Below are 16,240 nucleotides of genomic sequence, written 5' to 3' on the forward strand. Positions count from 1 at the left end.
TTTTATAAAATCTCTTTCCATAAACTATTAACAAGATCCAGGTTCGTCTCCTGAGCTTTACTTAAAGCATTTCGTGTCATATTCATATAAATATGCTCATTCTCACACAGTTCTAAAATTTTTCTGGAAAATTCATGCCTGTCATTGTTTTGAATAGCAAACCCATTAAATCCATTTTCAACTATAAAACTAAGTGCATCAAAATTATCGAAAACAACAATTGGTAATCCCTGGCTTCTTGCTTCTATCAGGGTTTGTCCAAATCCTTCATACCTTGATGTCATCAAAAATACTGAATATTGCTGTAAAACTTTGGGAAGATCGTCAGACACTTCTCCCTTAAATTGTACACCTGGTACCTTGCCCACTTTTTCCTGCAATGAAGCTATTTCTTCAGCACTACCACCACCATATATATCCAGTGAGTACCCTTTGGGCAATCGCGAAAAAATATCAAGCATTGCAGTGAAGTCTTTTTGATCTTCATCAATCCTTGCTACGGTGACCAACTTTTTGGAACAAGTACGTACAGTTTCACAGCTCTGTATTCTACAGCCTCGTGGAATGACCTTTATCTTTTTACCCAAGTCTGGGTACATTTCGGTCAAAACTGCTTTGTCTTTTTTGGTATAAACCGTCACATAGTTAATATACTTTTTAACCAGTGCCATAATTATTTTTGAGAATGGCTTAAAAAAAATATCAAAACGGTTAGTTTGAACCAGTATTATTTTTGAACTCTTAAGTATTGACACTGGCATATAGAGCAGATCATTAGGATGAAATAAAATGATAACAGCACCATCACCAGCACTACATGATTTTATTTTCCTAATTTGATTAATTTTCAAACCCAGTTTACTCAATAAACCAGAGTGGTTTTTGATGGAATAATCAATATAGTCAATATTTTTATTTTCTTGATAGACTTCTTTTGTTCCAATACTAAAGAAAAGCTCAATCATTTTATAATCAATGTCGAGAGACTGTATGAAACGGATTAAGCCTTCAACTCCTCCAATAGTTGTTGACTTGTTTGAATTTACTGTTATTAGCTTCATATTCACATCACCAAAATCAAGGACTCAACAATAGATTACTTTATTAAGCTCTACCTATAAGATAAGGTACTTTTTTTTCCAAAAAAAAACGCAACAGGAAAAAGAGCGAGAATGCTTCCGACTGCAATGATTAAGTTCAAAAGTAAAGTTTCATTGAACTCACTCAAAGGGAAATTTAATAAGAATATGAAAATACCTTTTAATAAAGTACAAACGAAGCCATGTAATACCAGAATAGTTAATGTATTTTTACCAATATAAGACATTATTGAATTAGGGGGTATTATTTTGGAAAAAGAGATAATTGCTATTATGCCAGCTATTGCTGCAATAACATAAATGACTAAATTACCATAATGATTATGGTTCATATCAGCTCCCCAGTTTTTATAAGACAGCCAATAGGTTAAAGCTAACGTTGCAATAGTGATCATACTATTTGGCAAACGCCCCAAACTATTTTTTCCTGCAAACTCTTTTAAGAGATAGCCAGCGCACAAGAACAATTGGCTCATAGGCACTATATTTATACCCCAAGGGAGTCTTGGTGCATTTGTTGATGAAAGTAAATAACCAAAGTATGCAATTAAAGAAATGATAATCAACAGTGTTTTCTTTGATACTGTTTTTGAGATACTGAAAAAAATACACTCTGTAATAAAAAGACAAGTTAGAAACCATAAGGGCACATTATGAATCAACCAGCCATCAATACCATTAGAATAGAGCATACCTACTAACGGTCTATACAGCGGCATAATGGTACTTGCACCAGAACCAAAGTTACGACCAATAGCAAGCCACCATAAATATGTTGCTATACCAAACACTAGGTATGGAAACAATAATACTCTTGCCCTTTTCAGCATAAACTCTTTCAATTCGAAGTTTTTGTGCTTAAAGGTAACACCTGATAAAAAGAAGAAAAGCGGCATATGAAATGCGTAAATATAATTATGCAATTTTGATGGTATGCTCAGATGGCCTAAAACAACTAAAAAAATGCCGATACTTTTAGCATTGTCTAACCAATACATTCTTTTCTTCATAATTAGTTCTTTACCTAAATCGGTGTGTGAGTTTGCTAAGAGCATGACCACCGCCTAATATTTTTACGAATAAGTGCATCTCGGTGCACCCTTCAACACAACCACCTGTTGTAGACTTATTTGAATTAATAGTTACTAACTTTTTTGGTACTTCATTGTCTAATTAACACTGATAAACCCCCGGCTATGCCGGGGAGACTCTCATAGGTTTAACCGTAGCGACAGTAGCTAACCTTCAGTTTCCGACCAAGAAAATTGAAGGTAAAACCAATGAGAGACTACAAGAGTTTGGCTCATACGCGTTGGGATTGTAAGTACCATATTGTCTTTATCCCAAAGAGAAGACGAAAGGTAATCTATGGGAATTTGAGAAAGTTTCTCGGAGAAATATTTCATGAGCTTGCCAGAAGGAAAGGCTGCAAAATTCTCGAAGGGCATTTGATGTCTGATCATGTTCACATGTGCATCAGTATTCCACCCAAATATCCGGTATCTCATGTCGTTGGATATCTGAAAGGAAAGTGTGCAATAGAGATTGCGAAAAATTTCAAAGGCAAGCAGCGTAACTTTAACGGAGAGCATTTTTGGGCAAGAGGTTACTTTGTCTCAACAGTAGGACTTGATGAAGAAGTGGTTCGGGCATATATCCGAGATCAAGAAAAGAATGATGGAAATAGAGATCAGTATGATCTTGACTGGTAAGCGCCCTTGGGCGCAATAAAAGCCCTTAGAGGGCGTAATCTGATAAGCCTCCGGCTATGCCGGAGGTCAGTTAACTCCATACTCAAAACTTACTTATTAAAACAATGGCTATAAATTTTATGAAAATGATCAAGTTCTTCTTTTTTTGTGACACTTAGGTCAAATTGATCAGGTAAGCTAACAGGATGAAATTTTTGAAGTGTTTCAAAAATTTTATTTGCTAATAACACTTCAAAATTATCCGATTCAGAAAAAGGAACAACATTATCTTGACCAACAGCTTCTGGTAACCCTCCGACATCACTTGCCACAACCTTTACTCCAGCAGCCTGGGCCTCCAGTGCAACAAGAGACAAACCTTCTTTTCTGCTCGGTATTACTATTAAATCAATGGTTGATAAAATATCAGGTATATCTTCTGGCTTAACTTTACCCAAAAAAGTGCTTTTGCATGCTGGCATTGTTGTTTTCATATACTCTCTTTGTTCACCATCTCCAATAACTACATATTTCAGCCCTCTCTGTTGACGTTCTAATAAAGCACAAACTCTTGCGAATATATCCGCACCTTTTATCTTAAATAAATTTCCAATAAAACCAATTCGTTTGAAATTAAATTTTTTTGTTCTATTCTTAAATCTGCAAGTATTGATTCCATTATATATAACGTTGCTGTTTTTTGTAGAAAAACCAATCGCTTTAGCTTCTTTCTTTAAGCCACTACTAACAAAAATACAACTTTGTGAATCACTTAGCGCCTTGATCAACTCTTCCTTTAGATATTTATTTTTTTTTGGGTATGTATGGACATCACTACCATGACAAGTGATAGTATAATGATGTTTTGTTTTCATTGTTGCATAACGTGCCAGTATACCCGCAGTTATGCCCCAGTGAGCAGAAAGTAGTGCTGGCTTATCTCCTATCGCTTTTCTCAATAATTTACTGTCTTTCTGATGTATAAATGTGTGTAGATATTTTAACCTTTTTCCAATACTACTTAACACACCTTGTTTTATATAAATATTTTTTACTTTAGAATTAGCAAAATATTCTAATGGTATTTTTTTCTTTGTCTTTTTTTTAAAAAATAGCTTTGTAATTTTTAAAAAACATGAGTCATAATACGTAATATTATATATTTCACCACCACCCCAGTACTTGATTTTTTCTTCTACGGCATTATATAGACCTGTTTTAGCTTCAGGATCAACATCGATAACAAATTTAATATTCACAACTATTCATAGCCTAATAATTTAATCTACTCTTAATGACTTTCCCGGGGTTTCCAACAACAACAGAGAATTCAGGAACATTTTTTGCCACAACACTACCTGCTCCCAATATTGACCCTTTGCCAACTTTTACTCCTGGTAAAATGATAACACGCCGCCCTATCCACACATCATCTTCAATTATCACCCTCCTTACCTTCATCATTCCCTGATCCATCATAGGAGTATCTGTGCGTGCTGTATTATGGTTTTCTGTATATATGACTACTTCTGGACCCATCATAACATTCTTACCAATTTCAACATTACTTTGAATTTCATAGTTGATACCTACACCGGAATTATCACCAATTTTTAAATCTCTTGACAATCTTGCCACTTTTTCAAAAAATATATTTTTCCCTACCAAGCTTATAGCCTTCTTTGCAAAATATAAACGTATTTTTTTGAATCAATCGATCTTAATTTTTTTTAGATATTCTAAAATGAGAAGGTGGAAGTTTTATTGCAAAAAAATTATATAATAGATAAAAGAAATTCATTATATGACTACTGTTGCATGTTAATTTTGCGTCTTAAATATGATTAATAAATGTGCTAGTTTTGGATGTGACTTTATAAGGAATAACAATGACTGCGTCATATTACTTCTTTTACGGAAATCCCATCTTTTAATAATGTTTACCTTAAAAAATCATATTTTTTGTTTTCTAAAGCAGAAACTGTAATATAAAAATAATCACCACCGCCTGGAGCATTCATAAACCAAGCAGGCATATTAACTATTACTTGCTTTTTCAGCATCAGTGATGCTGTTGCCATATATGCGCCTCCTCTTGCAATAATATCATCTAAATCAATAATAATTTCTGAGTCATAAGATTTATGCAAGAGTGATGAGTGGCAGTCCCGTTTTGTTGCTCGGTGATAAGGCTTGCCATTGGCTTTGGCAAAGTCGCTTAGGTGGGTTTGTTTTTGTAGCCATGGTGATCTCAAGCATGATGAATGCAGGAGTAGCATGGGCTGTCATGTCGGGTTTTGATAGACGTCCTTAAATGACCGGTTTCCTATCGCTGCATGAAAGTGTCCAGAGTGTTGGTATCACTATGCACCTAGTTTAATAGATTTTATCAACAAAAAACCTCAAATGATCTTTCATTAACCCTGCCTTCAATGACAATAAGAAATATTTAATCGATTCTATTTTATTTTTCTTCCAATAAATATCGGCTAAACCTAAGTAATTATGCCTTTTCTTTTTGTTTATCAAACTACCTTTGATATCCAATTCTTTTTTTACAGAGTCCAAAGACGTAATCATTCTCAGATTATGGTTAGTAAGTCTATCAACATTTTTTAAAACTCTAACACTCCACGAACCAGCACTACCCCTTCTATAGACGCTCATTTTTTTGGGTAGATATAGTACACCATTAACACCACCCATTATTTCAATAAAAAAATCCCCTACCGGAGTGTTGTAATAAAAATCAGGCAGGGGTTTAAAAATTGAAGAATGCACCATCATAGAAGCAGTCGGTGAAAACTGCCCTTTTTCTAAAAATATCTCTCTATGTGGGATTATTTGCTTTTTGTATTTACGCTTAGGAAATTTATAATCTGATTCTTCATTTTTTTCATTAATAACAAATGCATCATGTACACAGAGTAGAATATTTTTGTTTTCCTGTAATGCATTATATTGCTTGTCTAGTTTTTTACTATCACACCAATAATCATCACCTTCACAAAATGCAATATACTCACCTTTTGAAAAGCTAACTGCCAATGCACTTATTTTTTGTCCTTGACTATGTTTGTTTTCTTTTTGCAGCACTGGACTAATTATTGAAGGGAATCTATCGTAATATTTTTCAATGATTTTTCTTGTCCCGTCCGTTGAAGCATCATCATGAATAACAATTTCAAAACGATATTCAGTTTCCTGAGCAAGAAAGCTTTCTATAGCATCACGAATATAACTTTCTTGATTGTAAGTTGTACAGATAACACTTACATAAACCTTATCAGTATATTTCCAGTGCTTTGTTATTTCTTCTTCTGAAGAAGGGGCTTTTAACTTAGCTAAATCCATTTTTGATCCAATAATTTAAAAATAACATTGTTACTATTAGATATTCAAAGTTTACAGGCTATGAAGTAACCCAGTCACTGCGTCCAGTGAAAACACAGGTATCCCTTTGTTTTTATAAACTTCATATCTTTCATCAAAAGAGTCATCAATAAATATCGAGCATTGCTTATTAATATGATTTGACTTAGGCTCATCTCCATCCAGATGAACAACTCTGTCGAAAAAATTACTTAACCTTAATTTATGCAGTGCTTTAGCCAAATCACCTCTATGCCTGGTAAGCAAAATTATTTCTTTGCCTTTATTTAACGCTTGTACCAGTAACTGTATTAATTCAGGGTTAAGCTTTTTATTATCCAGTAGTAGACAGCCATCAAATTCAACGTACAAAGTATTAAAATCAATATTAATTTTAATGTATTGGTTTAAAGGCCTATGCATTATTATTTGGAAATTTTGCTGTATTAAATCAACATCAACACCTTGATGGATAAGCAAACTTTCTTCAATGAAATTAACCCCATTCATACGACTTAATGCCATAGAGCCAGCTGGGCGAACTGAAATTTCCAGTAAGCATAACTCGTTGTTCACATCACGCTTGACCTGAAAGAACCAGGCACCTTTGAGTTTTATTTTTTGACTGATTGATAATGCAAAATTCTTAAACTCATTCGTCAATTCAATATTTCTGGTTGATACAGAAATGCCATTTTTCATTGTCAATCGAATTCGCGGAGAAGCATATATCAAGTTGCCATGTTTATCGTTCAGGCAGTCTACTGTATATTCTTCACCGGGAAGATACTCACAGACGATATCACCGGAATTTATCAATTTATAATCTTCAGGGCAGTGGCATATAAAAGCCCCTCTGCTACCTTGCCCAACGTCTGGCTTGATGAATACTGGGTACAGGTGATCGGCCTTATGAAAAACTTTTGGAACACGTACGGCATCCTTTAATGTTTCGTAAGTTTTTAATTTGCTCCTGGCAATTTCAACTGCTTTTGTATCGGAACATATTAATGTTGCACCTAACTGATCTCTAACAGAAGACAATGCTAATGTAGCACTATCATGTGCAGGTATAACAAAATCAACATCAAGCTTATCAACCAGCTCTATAACAAACTTACTGAATTCAGGTTTATCAACATAAGGTAGCCCTAGTTTATTTTTATAAAAAACAAAAAATGATGCATCATCAATAGAATTAGCACCAATCAGCTCATAATTCTCACTATACCTTAAAGCTCTTTCAACCTCCAAGCCTATCTCAGTTCCAGATGGAACTACCAACACTTTCTTTTTCATCTAGTCTCCAAAATTTTTTATAAATATTTCTGGTTTAATATCCTTAAATCCTTTTACACCTATTTTGGCATTAACCAGGTTATGGTCAGTATCCCCCTGTGTCAGCGTTGATGACAAGCCCATATCCAGAAGCTGCATCCAACCCTGTACCATGGAAAAAAACTAACTAAACCATAGGCTTATTTTCCAAGATAAGAAAGATAGTCAGGTACAATGACAATACCGATAAAGGCTACATAAAGGCGCCGGATATAATTAGCAATGACATTTTTTTTCAGATTCATGATTAACCTTATATTCCATTTGATATGTTAATTGCATTTCAGTACTGCTGTTTAACCTCGTAGTTTTACCTGTTAAATAGAAATCGTTCTGCTCATACCAGTTCATTAATTTTTCACTATATGTTTCTAGTTTTATTTTTAAAAAACCATTTTTCCTACAGTAATCTTTAACTGCTGCCAGTAATGAAGCTCCTATTCCTTTTTTTCTAAAATCAGGATATGTTACAACCAGTGTGATGAAAGCTGCGCTTTTTTTAGGATCATTCGCATAAAAAATAATGACACCTGCTGTACTATCTTCAACAAGATATTCAAAAACACAAGCATTTTTATGCCATTTAGCTGCAAGCTCATTCAGGTCTAAATCAACTAAAATATTTTGAAGCTCGTCTTTGCTGTCTTTTAATAAAGACTCAAGCTTATCTTTCGAGTGCTGGCCTGCTAAGTATGATTCTACACATTCATTTTTCATTAGAGAAGCTCATACTCTGTCAAGTATTCTTTTGTTCCAGCAATGCCACAATTAAAAAGCATATCAATTATTGATAGATAGGGTACAAACTTATTCTTACCAAGCTGACTATATTCAATAGGCTTTGCTCTGATAAAACTTAGTTCAACACTGCTATCTTCAAAATATTCCTTATCGTATATTTCTGCACCACCAATTGGGTTAGTATAAGCGTTAGCATTTACCATCTTACAAATATCAAGAACACTTTTCTGACCAGATAAATTCATGTTTCTTTTTAAAGATGACGAGAACGTTATTTTTGTATCTATATCTAACAACTCACAAACTTTAGTAATACTGTTATGTAGGTATTCAACCATGTCACTCGATTGAAATAATACTATTTTTTCAAAAAAATCAATCAACTCAGCATAATCACTTTTTAAATAATTTTGCTTAAGTGATTTAATAAATTTATCTGCTTCTTTCTTGTGCCACTGCGGCTGTATTTTCTTATCAAGCATATGATCTTTCATTGATCCCTTAGATACAGGGATAGTGAAAAATGTTGGCTTTCTGTTATTTAAGTATCGGTTTCGATTAACCCAACCTTGCTTAATATATTGAACATCGTCGTATATAATGAAATGATCAACTAAGTTTATTAGCTGCCAGTAACCAATATAAGGTAAGAAATATGGCTGCATCAGGCCTAAACGCATAGAGTTACCTTTAATTTTATTGCAAATTCAAACAAGCTTTTTATGTCATCAATAGTTTCATCATCAAAGTTATTCATTATTTTAAATTGCATACAGAAAACCTCATGTTTTTCATAGAATCATAATGTTCTACTAATTCTAAAATTTTGCATAAAGGTATGCAGTGATCAATTCAAGCTTGGGAGCTACACAAAGACTGTTTCTAAGCAGTTTTGTAATCAGAAAAAACTCGATGTACCACTTCCCGATACTCATCCTTACAAAAACGTTTCACACTCACCACATAAACACCAAACCCTGCCAAACCGCCTAAAACAATTTGCAACAAAGGCTCCGAAACATTTACCAGCACCATCCACCCCGCAAGACTCGCCAGCACCGTTCCTGCTGCCACCGGCAATAACAGCTGTATCTGCTTTTTCGTGGTTAATCCCAACAGTTTTCCGGTGTAATGGGTATTCACAAACAGTGCCATAAAAGAATTAACGACCATCCCCAAACACATCGCCATCACGCCCTGTGGCACTGTGATAAACAACGTGATCGTAGTAATGGTTTTCTTAATAACTTCCAGCTTTAAAAACCAGTCCGATCTTCCTTTTACCTGCAACAAATTCAGGTTGATAGCGTGAATTGGATACAGCATGGCAGTCAGGCACAACAAACTTAACATCGGTACCGCTGGCAACCATTGATCGTTCAGCACTACCTGAATCACCGGCTTTGCTAATACCGCCAGCCCAGCCATTAGCGGGAAGATCACCATGGCAGCGTACTTTAAAGCCCTGGCATAAGCCTGTTCTAACTGTTTATCGTCGTTTTTTATCTGGCTCATTAACGGGAAATTGACCCGTTGTATGATCTGGGTAATGTTCAGCGCAGGCAGTTCAGATAATTGCTTAGCTTTTGTGAAATAACCCAGTTGGCTGGCAGAAAATTGTTTACCAATAATGATCTGGTAAATGTTTTTGTATAGGGTATCCAACAGTCCGGAAGCCAGTAGCTTTGAACCAAACCCGAACAATTCTTTAAAGGTTGCCCAGCAAAATGGTTCTACAGGAACCCAGCGAATTAAAACCCACAGCAACAGTGCTACCAATAAATTCATGGCAACCGTTTGTGCTGCCAGAGCCCATACACCAAACCCTGTGTACGCCATCGCAATGCCCAGTGCACCGCTGACAACCACAGCGATCAGTGAAATGACGGATTGTTTCTTAAAGTCCAGAGCAATGGTCAGTTTGGCTCTCTGCACAACCGCCAGGGAGCTGAATAATACATTCAGGCCTATGATCTTTGTCAGGCTTTCCAGTATCGGTTCACCATAAAAGCTCGCAATCAGTGGTGATGCCGCAAACAATAGCCCGTAACATGCAATGCCAACTACCACATTAAAATAAAAGGCAGTGGCACATTCTGTTTCGGAGGGTTCTCCTTTGCGTATCAGTGCTGTAGAAAAACCACTGTCGATAAAGGTTTGTGAGATCGCCATAAAAATAGCCAGCATTCCCACCAGGCCAAAGTCGCCCGGTGTTAGCTGCCGGGCAATGACGATCATCATCACAAACTGCATACCCTGGGTGAGTATGCGTTCGATGGCACTCCATTTTAGCCCTGTTAAGGCTTTGCTCTTTGATTCAGGCATTCTTGGTCTTTATAGCGTTTGCAGGGCTTTTTTCAGGGCGTTACACACTTGTTCTAGCTCGCCGCTGGTCAAGTCGTAATAGAGGGGTAAACAGAGTACCCGGTTGGCAAAATCGTCAGCAATGGGGGTGGAATGACGGTTATCACCAAGCGCTTCAACCTGTGCCAGTGAGGGTGAAAAGTACCTTCTGACAATAATGCCCTGATCCCGTAGTGCCGTGAAAACGGCGGTACACTCTGGCGCACTCTTGAAAATAATGGGCATATACGCACCATTTTGATTGGTACCTGATCGCCAGCCCGGTAATTCAACGACATTTTTAAGGTTTGCCTGATATTGCCGGTGCAATTGGCAACGCCGGTCAATAACCTCATCTATTTTATCGAGTACAGTCAGCCCCATAGCGGCATGAACTTCACTCATTTTGGCATTGGTACCGCAATCCACGATTTTGCCGTTGGAGGTATCTATACCAAAATTAATCATTTTAAACGCTCGCTCATAAGCGTCAGCGTCTTTAAAAATAACCGCGCCACCTTCAACAGTATGGAAGACCTTAGTGGCGTGGAAGCTCAGTGTTGAAGCATCGCCATAATTCAGAATACTCTGCCCCTGATAGTTAACGCCAAATGCATGGGCAGCGTCGTAAATTATTTTAAGCTGATTCTCGCTGGCAATTGCCTCAAAACCCTTAACATCACAGGCATTGCCATACACATGAACCGGCACAATGGCGGAGGTATGGCTGTCTATTTGTCCGGCAGCCCGATCAGGGCAGAGGTTCAGGCTGTGTGGGTCGATATCGGCAAATTGCGGAGTAATGCCTTCCCACTTGAGTGAACTGGCGGTGGCAACAAAGGTGAACGGCGTTGTAATGGCTGAGCCGCTAACATTCAGTGCTTTATACGCTAATTGCAAAGCCAGTGTGCCGTTTGCCACGGGCAAAAGATGTTTTACGCCAAGATAATCTTCCAGCCGGGCTTTGAGTTCCTGCACCATCGGACCATTGTTGGTCAGCCAGGCTCTGTCATAAATGCCTTCTATATAACGCTGGTATTTTCCAAGGTCCGGCAGATAAGGTTTATTGACAGGAATCATGCTTCTTTCACCAGATTTAACAAGTATTGTCCATAACTGTTTTTCTTTTGCTGTTCTCCAGCCCGCTGCAACTGTGCCAGCGTTAACCAATTTTGTTTGAAGGCAATTTCTTCCAGACAGGCGATTTTAAATCCCTGTCTGCGTTCAATCGTTTGCACAAAATGACTGGCTTCCAGCAGCGAGTCGTGCGTTCCGGTGTCCAGCCATGCAAAACCCCGAACCAGACGTTCTACTTGTAAGGTTCCCTGTTCGAGATACATTTTGTTCAGGTCGGTAATTTCAAGTTCACCACGGGCAGATGGTTTGACTTCTTTAGCCAGTTCCACCACCTGGTTATCGTAAAAATACAATCCCGTTACAGCGTAATTGGACTTTGGCTTTTCAGGCTTTTCTTCAATAGACGTGACTTTGCCGGTTTTGTCGTAGGCGACAACACCAAAGCGTTCAGGGTCCATTACCTGATAACCAAACAGTGTGGCACCCTTTTCTTTTTTGGCGGCTTCTTTCAGTTTGGGAGAGAAGCCCGGCCCATAAAAGATATTATCTCCCAATACCAGTGCTACCCGGTCATTGCCAATAAAGCTGCGACCAATGGTAAAAGCCTGCGCCAGCCCTTTAGGCTCAGGCTGAATGGCGTAGGTCAGGTTAATGCCAAACCGACTGCCGTCGCCTAATACCGAATAAAAGTGCACCTGATCTTCCGGTGTGGTAATAACCAGAATATCCCGGATACCTGCCAGCATAAGCACCGACAGCGGGTAATAAATCATCGGTTTGTCGTAAACGGGCAGTAATTGTTTGGATACGCCTTTGGTGACAGGGTGTAGCCGTGTGCCACTACCCCCGGCAAGAATGATGCCTTTCATTTGTTTCCTTTAAATTAGCGCATAGCTTCTATAATGCATTCCAACTAAGGGAAGAAGCAGACAAATTTATCCCATCGTCATCCCCGCGAAGGCGGGGATCCACTGTCGTGGTACTCTCTCCTTTACAAGAGCCGCCTTCGCGGGAATAACGGTATATTTTGTTCTGCCGCGTCCCTAAGGGAGTGCATTATGAATAACAATTTATATGAAGATTTAAGCGGATCGGTATCAATGCAGGAGTAATTGCCGCAGAGACTATTTTACAAACACAACGTTAAGAAGCACCAAGACGCTCACGCTGGTAGCTGCCATCCTGTACATGTTGGCACCATTCCGGATGAGTCAAATACCATTGAACGGTTTTACGCAATCCCGTTTCAAAGGTTTCTTCCGGCTTCCAGCCAAGTTCTCTTTCTATTTTGCTGGCGTCAATGGCATAACGCATATCATGGCCGGGGCGATCAGTTACATAAGTGATTAAATCTTTGTAGCTTATTAAACCTTCTGGTTTTTCAGGCGCCAGTTCGTCCAGCAGCTCACATATGGTATTAACCACCTCTATATTTTTCTTCTCGTTATGCCCGCCAATGTTGTAGGTTTCGCCAGTTTTTCCTTCGGTCACTACTTTATAAAGCGCACGGGCATGGTCTTCTACAAACAGCCAGTCCCGAATTTGCTCCCCTTTGCCGTAGACTGGTAATGGCTTGCCATCCAGTGCGTTCAGAATCATTAAGGGAATCAGTTTTTCCGGAAAATGATAAGGTCCATAGTTATTGGAGCAGTTGGTAACGATAACCGGCAAGCCATAGGTTCGGTGCCAGGCTCTTACCAGGTGGTCAGAACCAGCCTTACTGGCAGAGTAAGGGGAACTTGGTGCATAAGACGTTGTTTCCGTGAACAGGTCATCGGTACTGTCAAGATCACCATAGACTTCATCGGTGGAAATATGATGGAAGCGGAAAGCCTGTTTTTTTGCGGGTTCCAGTGATTGCCAGTAATGTCGGGTGACTTCCAAAAGATTGCAGGTGCCGACCACATTCGTCTGAATAAATTCGGCAGGGCCATCAATGGAGCGGTCTACATGGCTCTCAGCCGCCAGATGCATAATCAGGTCGGGCTGGAATTCATAGAATATGGCATCCATTGCATCAAGGTCAGCAATGTCTGCCTGCACAAAATGGTAGCGTTCATTCTTTTCAATGGGTGCTAATGACTCAAGGTTTCCCGCATAAGTCAGTTTATCCACATTAATGACTGTGTGATTGGTGTCATTAATAAGGTGTCGAATCACAGCAGAGCCAATAAAGCCGGCTCCGCCTGTTACTAAAATACTTTTTGTCACAACTCAATCCCTGACGATTTAACGACCGATACCGGTGTACTCAAAACCTTTGCGTTGCAGCAAACCCGGCTCAAACAAATTCCGCCCGTCAAAAATCACAGGCTCATTGAGCAAATCAGCCATTAATTCAAAATCAGGTGCCCAGAACTGTTTCCATTCGGTACAAATCACCAGCGCATCTGCCCCTTTAAGTGCAGCCTGTCGTGTACCAAACAACATCAAATCATCACGAACGCCGTAAATGCGCTGTGCTTCTTCCATCGCTTCCGGATCGTATGCCTGCACTTTGGCACCGGCTTCCCACAGAGATTCCATCAGCACACGACTGGGAGCATCACGCATATCGTCAGTGTTAGGTTTAAAGGCCAGTCCCCACAGTGCGAAGGTTTTGCCTTCCAGGTCACCCTTGTAATGGCAGCTGATTTTCTCGAACAATACTTCTTTTTGTTTTGCATTGCGTTTTTCAACGGCTTGCAACATCAGTGGTTCAAAGTCGATTTCTTCTGCAGTTCGCTTAAGAGCCTGCACATCTTTCGGGAAGCAGGAACCGCCATAACCGCAACCGGGGTAAATAAAGTGGTAACCGATACGTGGGTCTGAACCAATGCCCTGTCGTACATGCTCTACATCAGCACCCAGCTTATCTGCCAGCATGGCGATTTCATTCATAAAGCTGATTTTTGTGGCAAGCATGCAATTGGCGGCGTATTTGGTTAATTCTGCACTGCGAATATCCATAAAGATCATTCGATCATGGTTACGGTTAAACGGTGCATAAAGTTCACGCATGATGTCGGTTACCTGATCGCTGTTGGTACCAACAACAATCCGGTCAGGCTTCATGCAGTCATTGACGGCAGCCCCTTCTTTTAAAAATTCAGGATTAGAAGCCACATGGAATGCCGGGCCGATATCCCTGTTATCCAGCACCTCTGAGACTTTGGCTTTTACTTTATCAGCGGTACCAACCGGAACGGTTGATTTATTGACGATGATCTTTTCATCGTTCATATGAGTGGCAATGGTTTCTGCCACTTTTAAAACATATTGCAAATCTGCGGAGCCATCTTCATCGGGCGGGGTGCCTACGGCTATAAACTGGATTTTGCCGTGTTCAATGCCTTGTTTGGCATCGGTGGTGAATGTCAGGCGACCCTGGTCGTAGTTTTCTTTGACCAGTGGTTCTAAACCCGGTTCGTAAATTGGGATGATGCCTTGCTTAAGGTTATCTACTTTTTGCTGGTCAACATCGACGCATACTACGTTGTGGCCTACTTCGGCCAATACAGCCGCTTGTACCAGGCCTACATACCCAATACCGAAAACGGTAACTTTCATTTTAATTCCTTTTTTGGAACCACCAGATCTCAAAGCCTGCACCGTTTTAAAAAAACGGTGTGATCTTCGTAATCTCCGTGGTTTAAAAGTCCTTTAAGGACTATCTTGTGTACTTCTTTAGGGAGGATTTATGAGCCAGAGCCTGTATCACGAACTCAAAAAAATCGGTATAGATGAAGAACTGGCCGGCAAAGTCAGTGCTTCTTTAGACCCTGAATACAATGCCAGCAAGAAAGATATTCTGGTGATGCAAGAGGCTATCATGCAGGTTCAGCTTCGTCATGATGCTCGTTACCATGAACTCAATAACAAGCTGGAAAGCAGTTATCATGAGCTGAGTAGCAAGATTGACCGTGTAGACAGCAATCTTCGAGTTGAGATTGCGGCTATTTCACGGCATTTCTGGATTACTTTTGGTGGATTGATTACCACTATTTTGAGCGTGTTTGCTGTGAACTGGTACTTTCATTAATTTGAATAATCACTAAGGGAAGTAGCAGACAAGTTTAACCCATCGTCATCCCCGCGAAGGCGGGGAGCCACTGTCGTGGTAGATTCCCGCCTTCGCGGGAATGACGGTATATTCTGTTCTGCCGCTTCCCTAAACGCTATTCACTCACTAACACGATCAATTACCGCACAAACCTATTCACCTGAGAAGCTGATTAACATTTGAGTCAGTCAAGATTTTGCAGCTCCTCGTCCAACTCTTCAGCAGAGTAGTTCACCACGGTTATACCAAGATGCCCCACGGTCTGGATAAGTTCTTCAAGGCTGCATTCAGCCAGTTTTGCCGCTTTGGGAAGCGATAATACCCCTTGCGAAAAAAGGTGTATGGCAAGGTTAATGTTCACTCCCTGCTTAAGCAGGTTTTCGCTGAACGTAATACCAACCATAAAAGGGCGATCCCGTTTAGTAAATATGCTTAGACGGCCAGCTTCAGCGCATTGGCTCTTTCGGCTTCAGCTTCCGGGTAATCATGGGCAAACGCATTTCGAAAAACCACTCAGCCACATAACTATCCAGCCA

At 39.3% G+C, this 16,240-nt stretch carries 17 protein-coding genes; 2 read left to right on the forward strand and 15 right to left on the reverse strand.

Annotated features, from left to right (window positions below):
• Positions 1-2: 2 nt before the first annotated feature.
• On the reverse strand, positions 3-1,061 hold the full coding sequence (locus NX722_RS01735; protein WP_262566438.1) for a glycosyltransferase: 1,059 nt from the start codon (positions 1,059-1,061) through the stop codon (positions 3-5).
• A 50-nt stretch (positions 1,062-1,111) separates the two neighbouring features.
• A complete protein-coding gene (locus NX722_RS01740; RefSeq protein ID WP_262566439.1) occupies positions 1,112-2,155 on the reverse strand; it encodes an acyltransferase family protein in 1,044 nt (347 codons plus the stop codon).
• 225 nt (positions 2,156-2,380) lie between these two features.
• On the opposite strand from NX722_RS01740, the gene tnpA reads away from it, so the two are divergent.
• Entirely contained in the window at positions 2,381-2,812 is a 432-nt protein-coding gene (gene tnpA, locus NX722_RS01745) for an IS200/IS605 family transposase (RefSeq protein WP_262563698.1), read from the forward strand.
• Positions 2,813-2,901: 89 nt separating this feature from the next.
• On the opposite strand, the gene NX722_RS01750 is transcribed toward tnpA, so the two are convergent.
• The 12 genes from NX722_RS01750 to NX722_RS01805 form a co-directional block, all read right to left on the reverse strand.
• Positions 2,902-4,050 carry a glycosyltransferase gene (locus NX722_RS01750; RefSeq protein WP_262566440.1) on the reverse strand — a complete coding sequence of 383 codons (1,149 nt, stop codon included), beginning with the start codon at positions 4,048-4,050 and terminating at the stop codon, positions 2,902-2,904.
• Between the two features lie 13 nt (positions 4,051-4,063).
• Entirely contained in the window at positions 4,064-4,459 is a 396-nt protein-coding gene (locus NX722_RS01755; protein ID WP_262566441.1) for an acyltransferase, read from the reverse strand.
• Between the two features lie 272 nt (positions 4,460-4,731).
• Positions 4,732-5,046 (reverse strand): hypothetical protein, encoded by a 315-nt coding sequence (locus NX722_RS01760; protein ID WP_262566442.1) that lies wholly within the window; start codon positions 5,044-5,046, stop codon positions 4,732-4,734.
• 121 nt (positions 5,047-5,167) lie between these two features.
• Positions 5,168-6,145, reverse strand: a complete 978-nt coding sequence (locus NX722_RS01765) for a glycosyltransferase (RefSeq protein WP_262566443.1) — start codon at positions 6,143-6,145, stop codon at positions 5,168-5,170.
• A gap of 51 nt (positions 6,146-6,196) precedes the next feature.
• Positions 6,197-7,462, reverse strand: coding sequence for an ATP-grasp domain-containing protein (locus tag NX722_RS01770; protein ID WP_262566444.1), 1,266 nt, complete (start codon positions 7,460-7,462; stop codon positions 6,197-6,199).
• A gap of 255 nt (positions 7,463-7,717) precedes the next feature.
• Complete coding sequence (locus NX722_RS01775) at positions 7,718-8,218, reverse strand: GNAT family N-acetyltransferase (RefSeq protein ID WP_262566445.1); 501 nt, start codon at positions 8,216-8,218, stop codon at positions 7,718-7,720.
• Positions 8,218-8,922 carry a WbqC family protein gene (locus NX722_RS01780; RefSeq protein ID WP_262566446.1) on the reverse strand — a complete coding sequence of 235 codons (705 nt, stop codon included), beginning with the start codon at positions 8,920-8,922 and terminating at the stop codon, positions 8,218-8,220. The genes NX722_RS01775 and NX722_RS01780 overlap by 1 nt, the downstream gene beginning before the upstream one ends.
• 202 nt (positions 8,923-9,124) lie before the next feature.
• Positions 9,125-10,567, reverse strand: coding sequence for a lipopolysaccharide biosynthesis protein (locus NX722_RS01785; protein WP_262566447.1), 1,443 nt, complete (start codon positions 10,565-10,567; stop codon positions 9,125-9,127).
• A gap of 9 nt (positions 10,568-10,576) precedes the next feature.
• Complete coding sequence (locus NX722_RS01790) at positions 10,577-11,665, reverse strand: DegT/DnrJ/EryC1/StrS family aminotransferase (protein ID WP_262566448.1); 1,089 nt, start codon at positions 11,663-11,665, stop codon at positions 10,577-10,579.
• A complete protein-coding gene (rfbA, locus tag NX722_RS01795) occupies positions 11,662-12,531 on the reverse strand; it encodes a glucose-1-phosphate thymidylyltransferase RfbA (protein WP_262566449.1) in 870 nt (289 codons plus the stop codon). The genes NX722_RS01790 and rfbA overlap by 4 nt, the downstream gene beginning before the upstream one ends.
• Positions 12,532-12,805: 274 nt before the next feature.
• A complete protein-coding gene (gene rfbB / locus NX722_RS01800; RefSeq protein WP_262566450.1) occupies positions 12,806-13,873 on the reverse strand; it encodes a dTDP-glucose 4,6-dehydratase in 1,068 nt (355 codons plus the stop codon).
• 18 nt (positions 13,874-13,891) lie between these two features.
• Entirely contained in the window at positions 13,892-15,211 is a 1,320-nt protein-coding gene (locus NX722_RS01805; RefSeq protein ID WP_262566451.1) for a UDP-glucose dehydrogenase family protein, read from the reverse strand.
• Positions 15,212-15,341: 130 nt separating this feature from the next.
• Here NX722_RS01805 and NX722_RS01810 point away from each other — a divergent pair, with 130 nt between their 5' ends.
• Complete coding sequence (locus tag NX722_RS01810) at positions 15,342-15,683, forward strand: hypothetical protein (protein ID WP_262566452.1); 342 nt, start codon at positions 15,342-15,344, stop codon at positions 15,681-15,683.
• 205 nt (positions 15,684-15,888) lie between these two features.
• Here the strand turns inward: NX722_RS01810 and NX722_RS01815 are convergent, their stop codons facing one another.
• A complete protein-coding gene (locus NX722_RS01815; RefSeq protein ID WP_262566453.1) occupies positions 15,889-16,107 on the reverse strand; it encodes a UPF0175 family protein in 219 nt (72 codons plus the stop codon).
• Positions 16,108-16,240: the final 133 nt, after the last annotated feature.

The sequence above is a fragment of the Endozoicomonas gorgoniicola genome, from assembly GCF_025562715.2.
Classification (GTDB): Bacteria; Pseudomonadota; Gammaproteobacteria; order Pseudomonadales; family Endozoicomonadaceae; genus Endozoicomonas_A; species Endozoicomonas_A gorgoniicola.

Excerpts from the sequence above, each read along its gene's own strand:
- NX722_RS01805 (WP_262566451.1), bottom strand. The coding sequence starts at position 15,211 with ATGAAAGTTACCGTTTTCGGTATTGGGTATGTAGGCCTGGTACAAGCG.
- NX722_RS01775 (WP_262566445.1), bottom strand. The coding sequence starts at position 8,218 with ATGAAAAATGAATGTGTAGAATCATACTTAGCAGGCCAGCACTCGAAA.
- NX722_RS01785 (WP_262566447.1), bottom strand. The coding sequence starts at position 10,567 with ATGCCTGAATCAAAGAGCAAAGCCTTAACAGGGCTAAAATGGAGTGCC.
- NX722_RS01810 (WP_262566452.1), top strand. The coding sequence starts at position 15,342 with ATGAGCCAGAGCCTGTATCACGAACTCAAAAAAATCGGTATAGATGAA.
- tnpA (WP_262563698.1), top strand. The coding sequence starts at position 2,381 with ATGAGAGACTACAAGAGTTTGGCTCATACGCGTTGGGATTGTAAGTAC.
- NX722_RS01815 (WP_262566453.1), bottom strand. The coding sequence starts at position 16,107 with ATGGTTGGTATTACGTTCAGCGAAAACCTGCTTAAGCAGGGAGTGAAC.
- NX722_RS01765 (WP_262566443.1), bottom strand. The coding sequence starts at position 6,145 with ATGGATTTAGCTAAGTTAAAAGCCCCTTCTTCAGAAGAAGAAATAACA.
- NX722_RS01740 (WP_262566439.1), bottom strand. The coding sequence starts at position 2,155 with ATGCTCTTAGCAAACTCACACACCGATTTAGGTAAAGAACTAATTATG.
- NX722_RS01790 (WP_262566448.1), bottom strand. The coding sequence starts at position 11,665 with ATGATTCCTGTCAATAAACCTTATCTGCCGGACCTTGGAAAATACCAG.
- NX722_RS01735 (WP_262566438.1), bottom strand. The coding sequence starts at position 1,061 with ATGAAGCTAATAACAGTAAATTCAAACAAGTCAACAACTATTGGAGGA.
- NX722_RS01780 (WP_262566446.1), bottom strand. The coding sequence starts at position 8,922 with ATGCGTTTAGGCCTGATGCAGCCATATTTCTTACCTTATATTGGTTAC.
- NX722_RS01770 (WP_262566444.1), bottom strand. The coding sequence starts at position 7,462 with ATGAAAAAGAAAGTGTTGGTAGTTCCATCTGGAACTGAGATAGGCTTG.
- rfbA (WP_262566449.1), bottom strand. The coding sequence starts at position 12,531 with ATGAAAGGCATCATTCTTGCCGGGGGTAGTGGCACACGGCTACACCCT.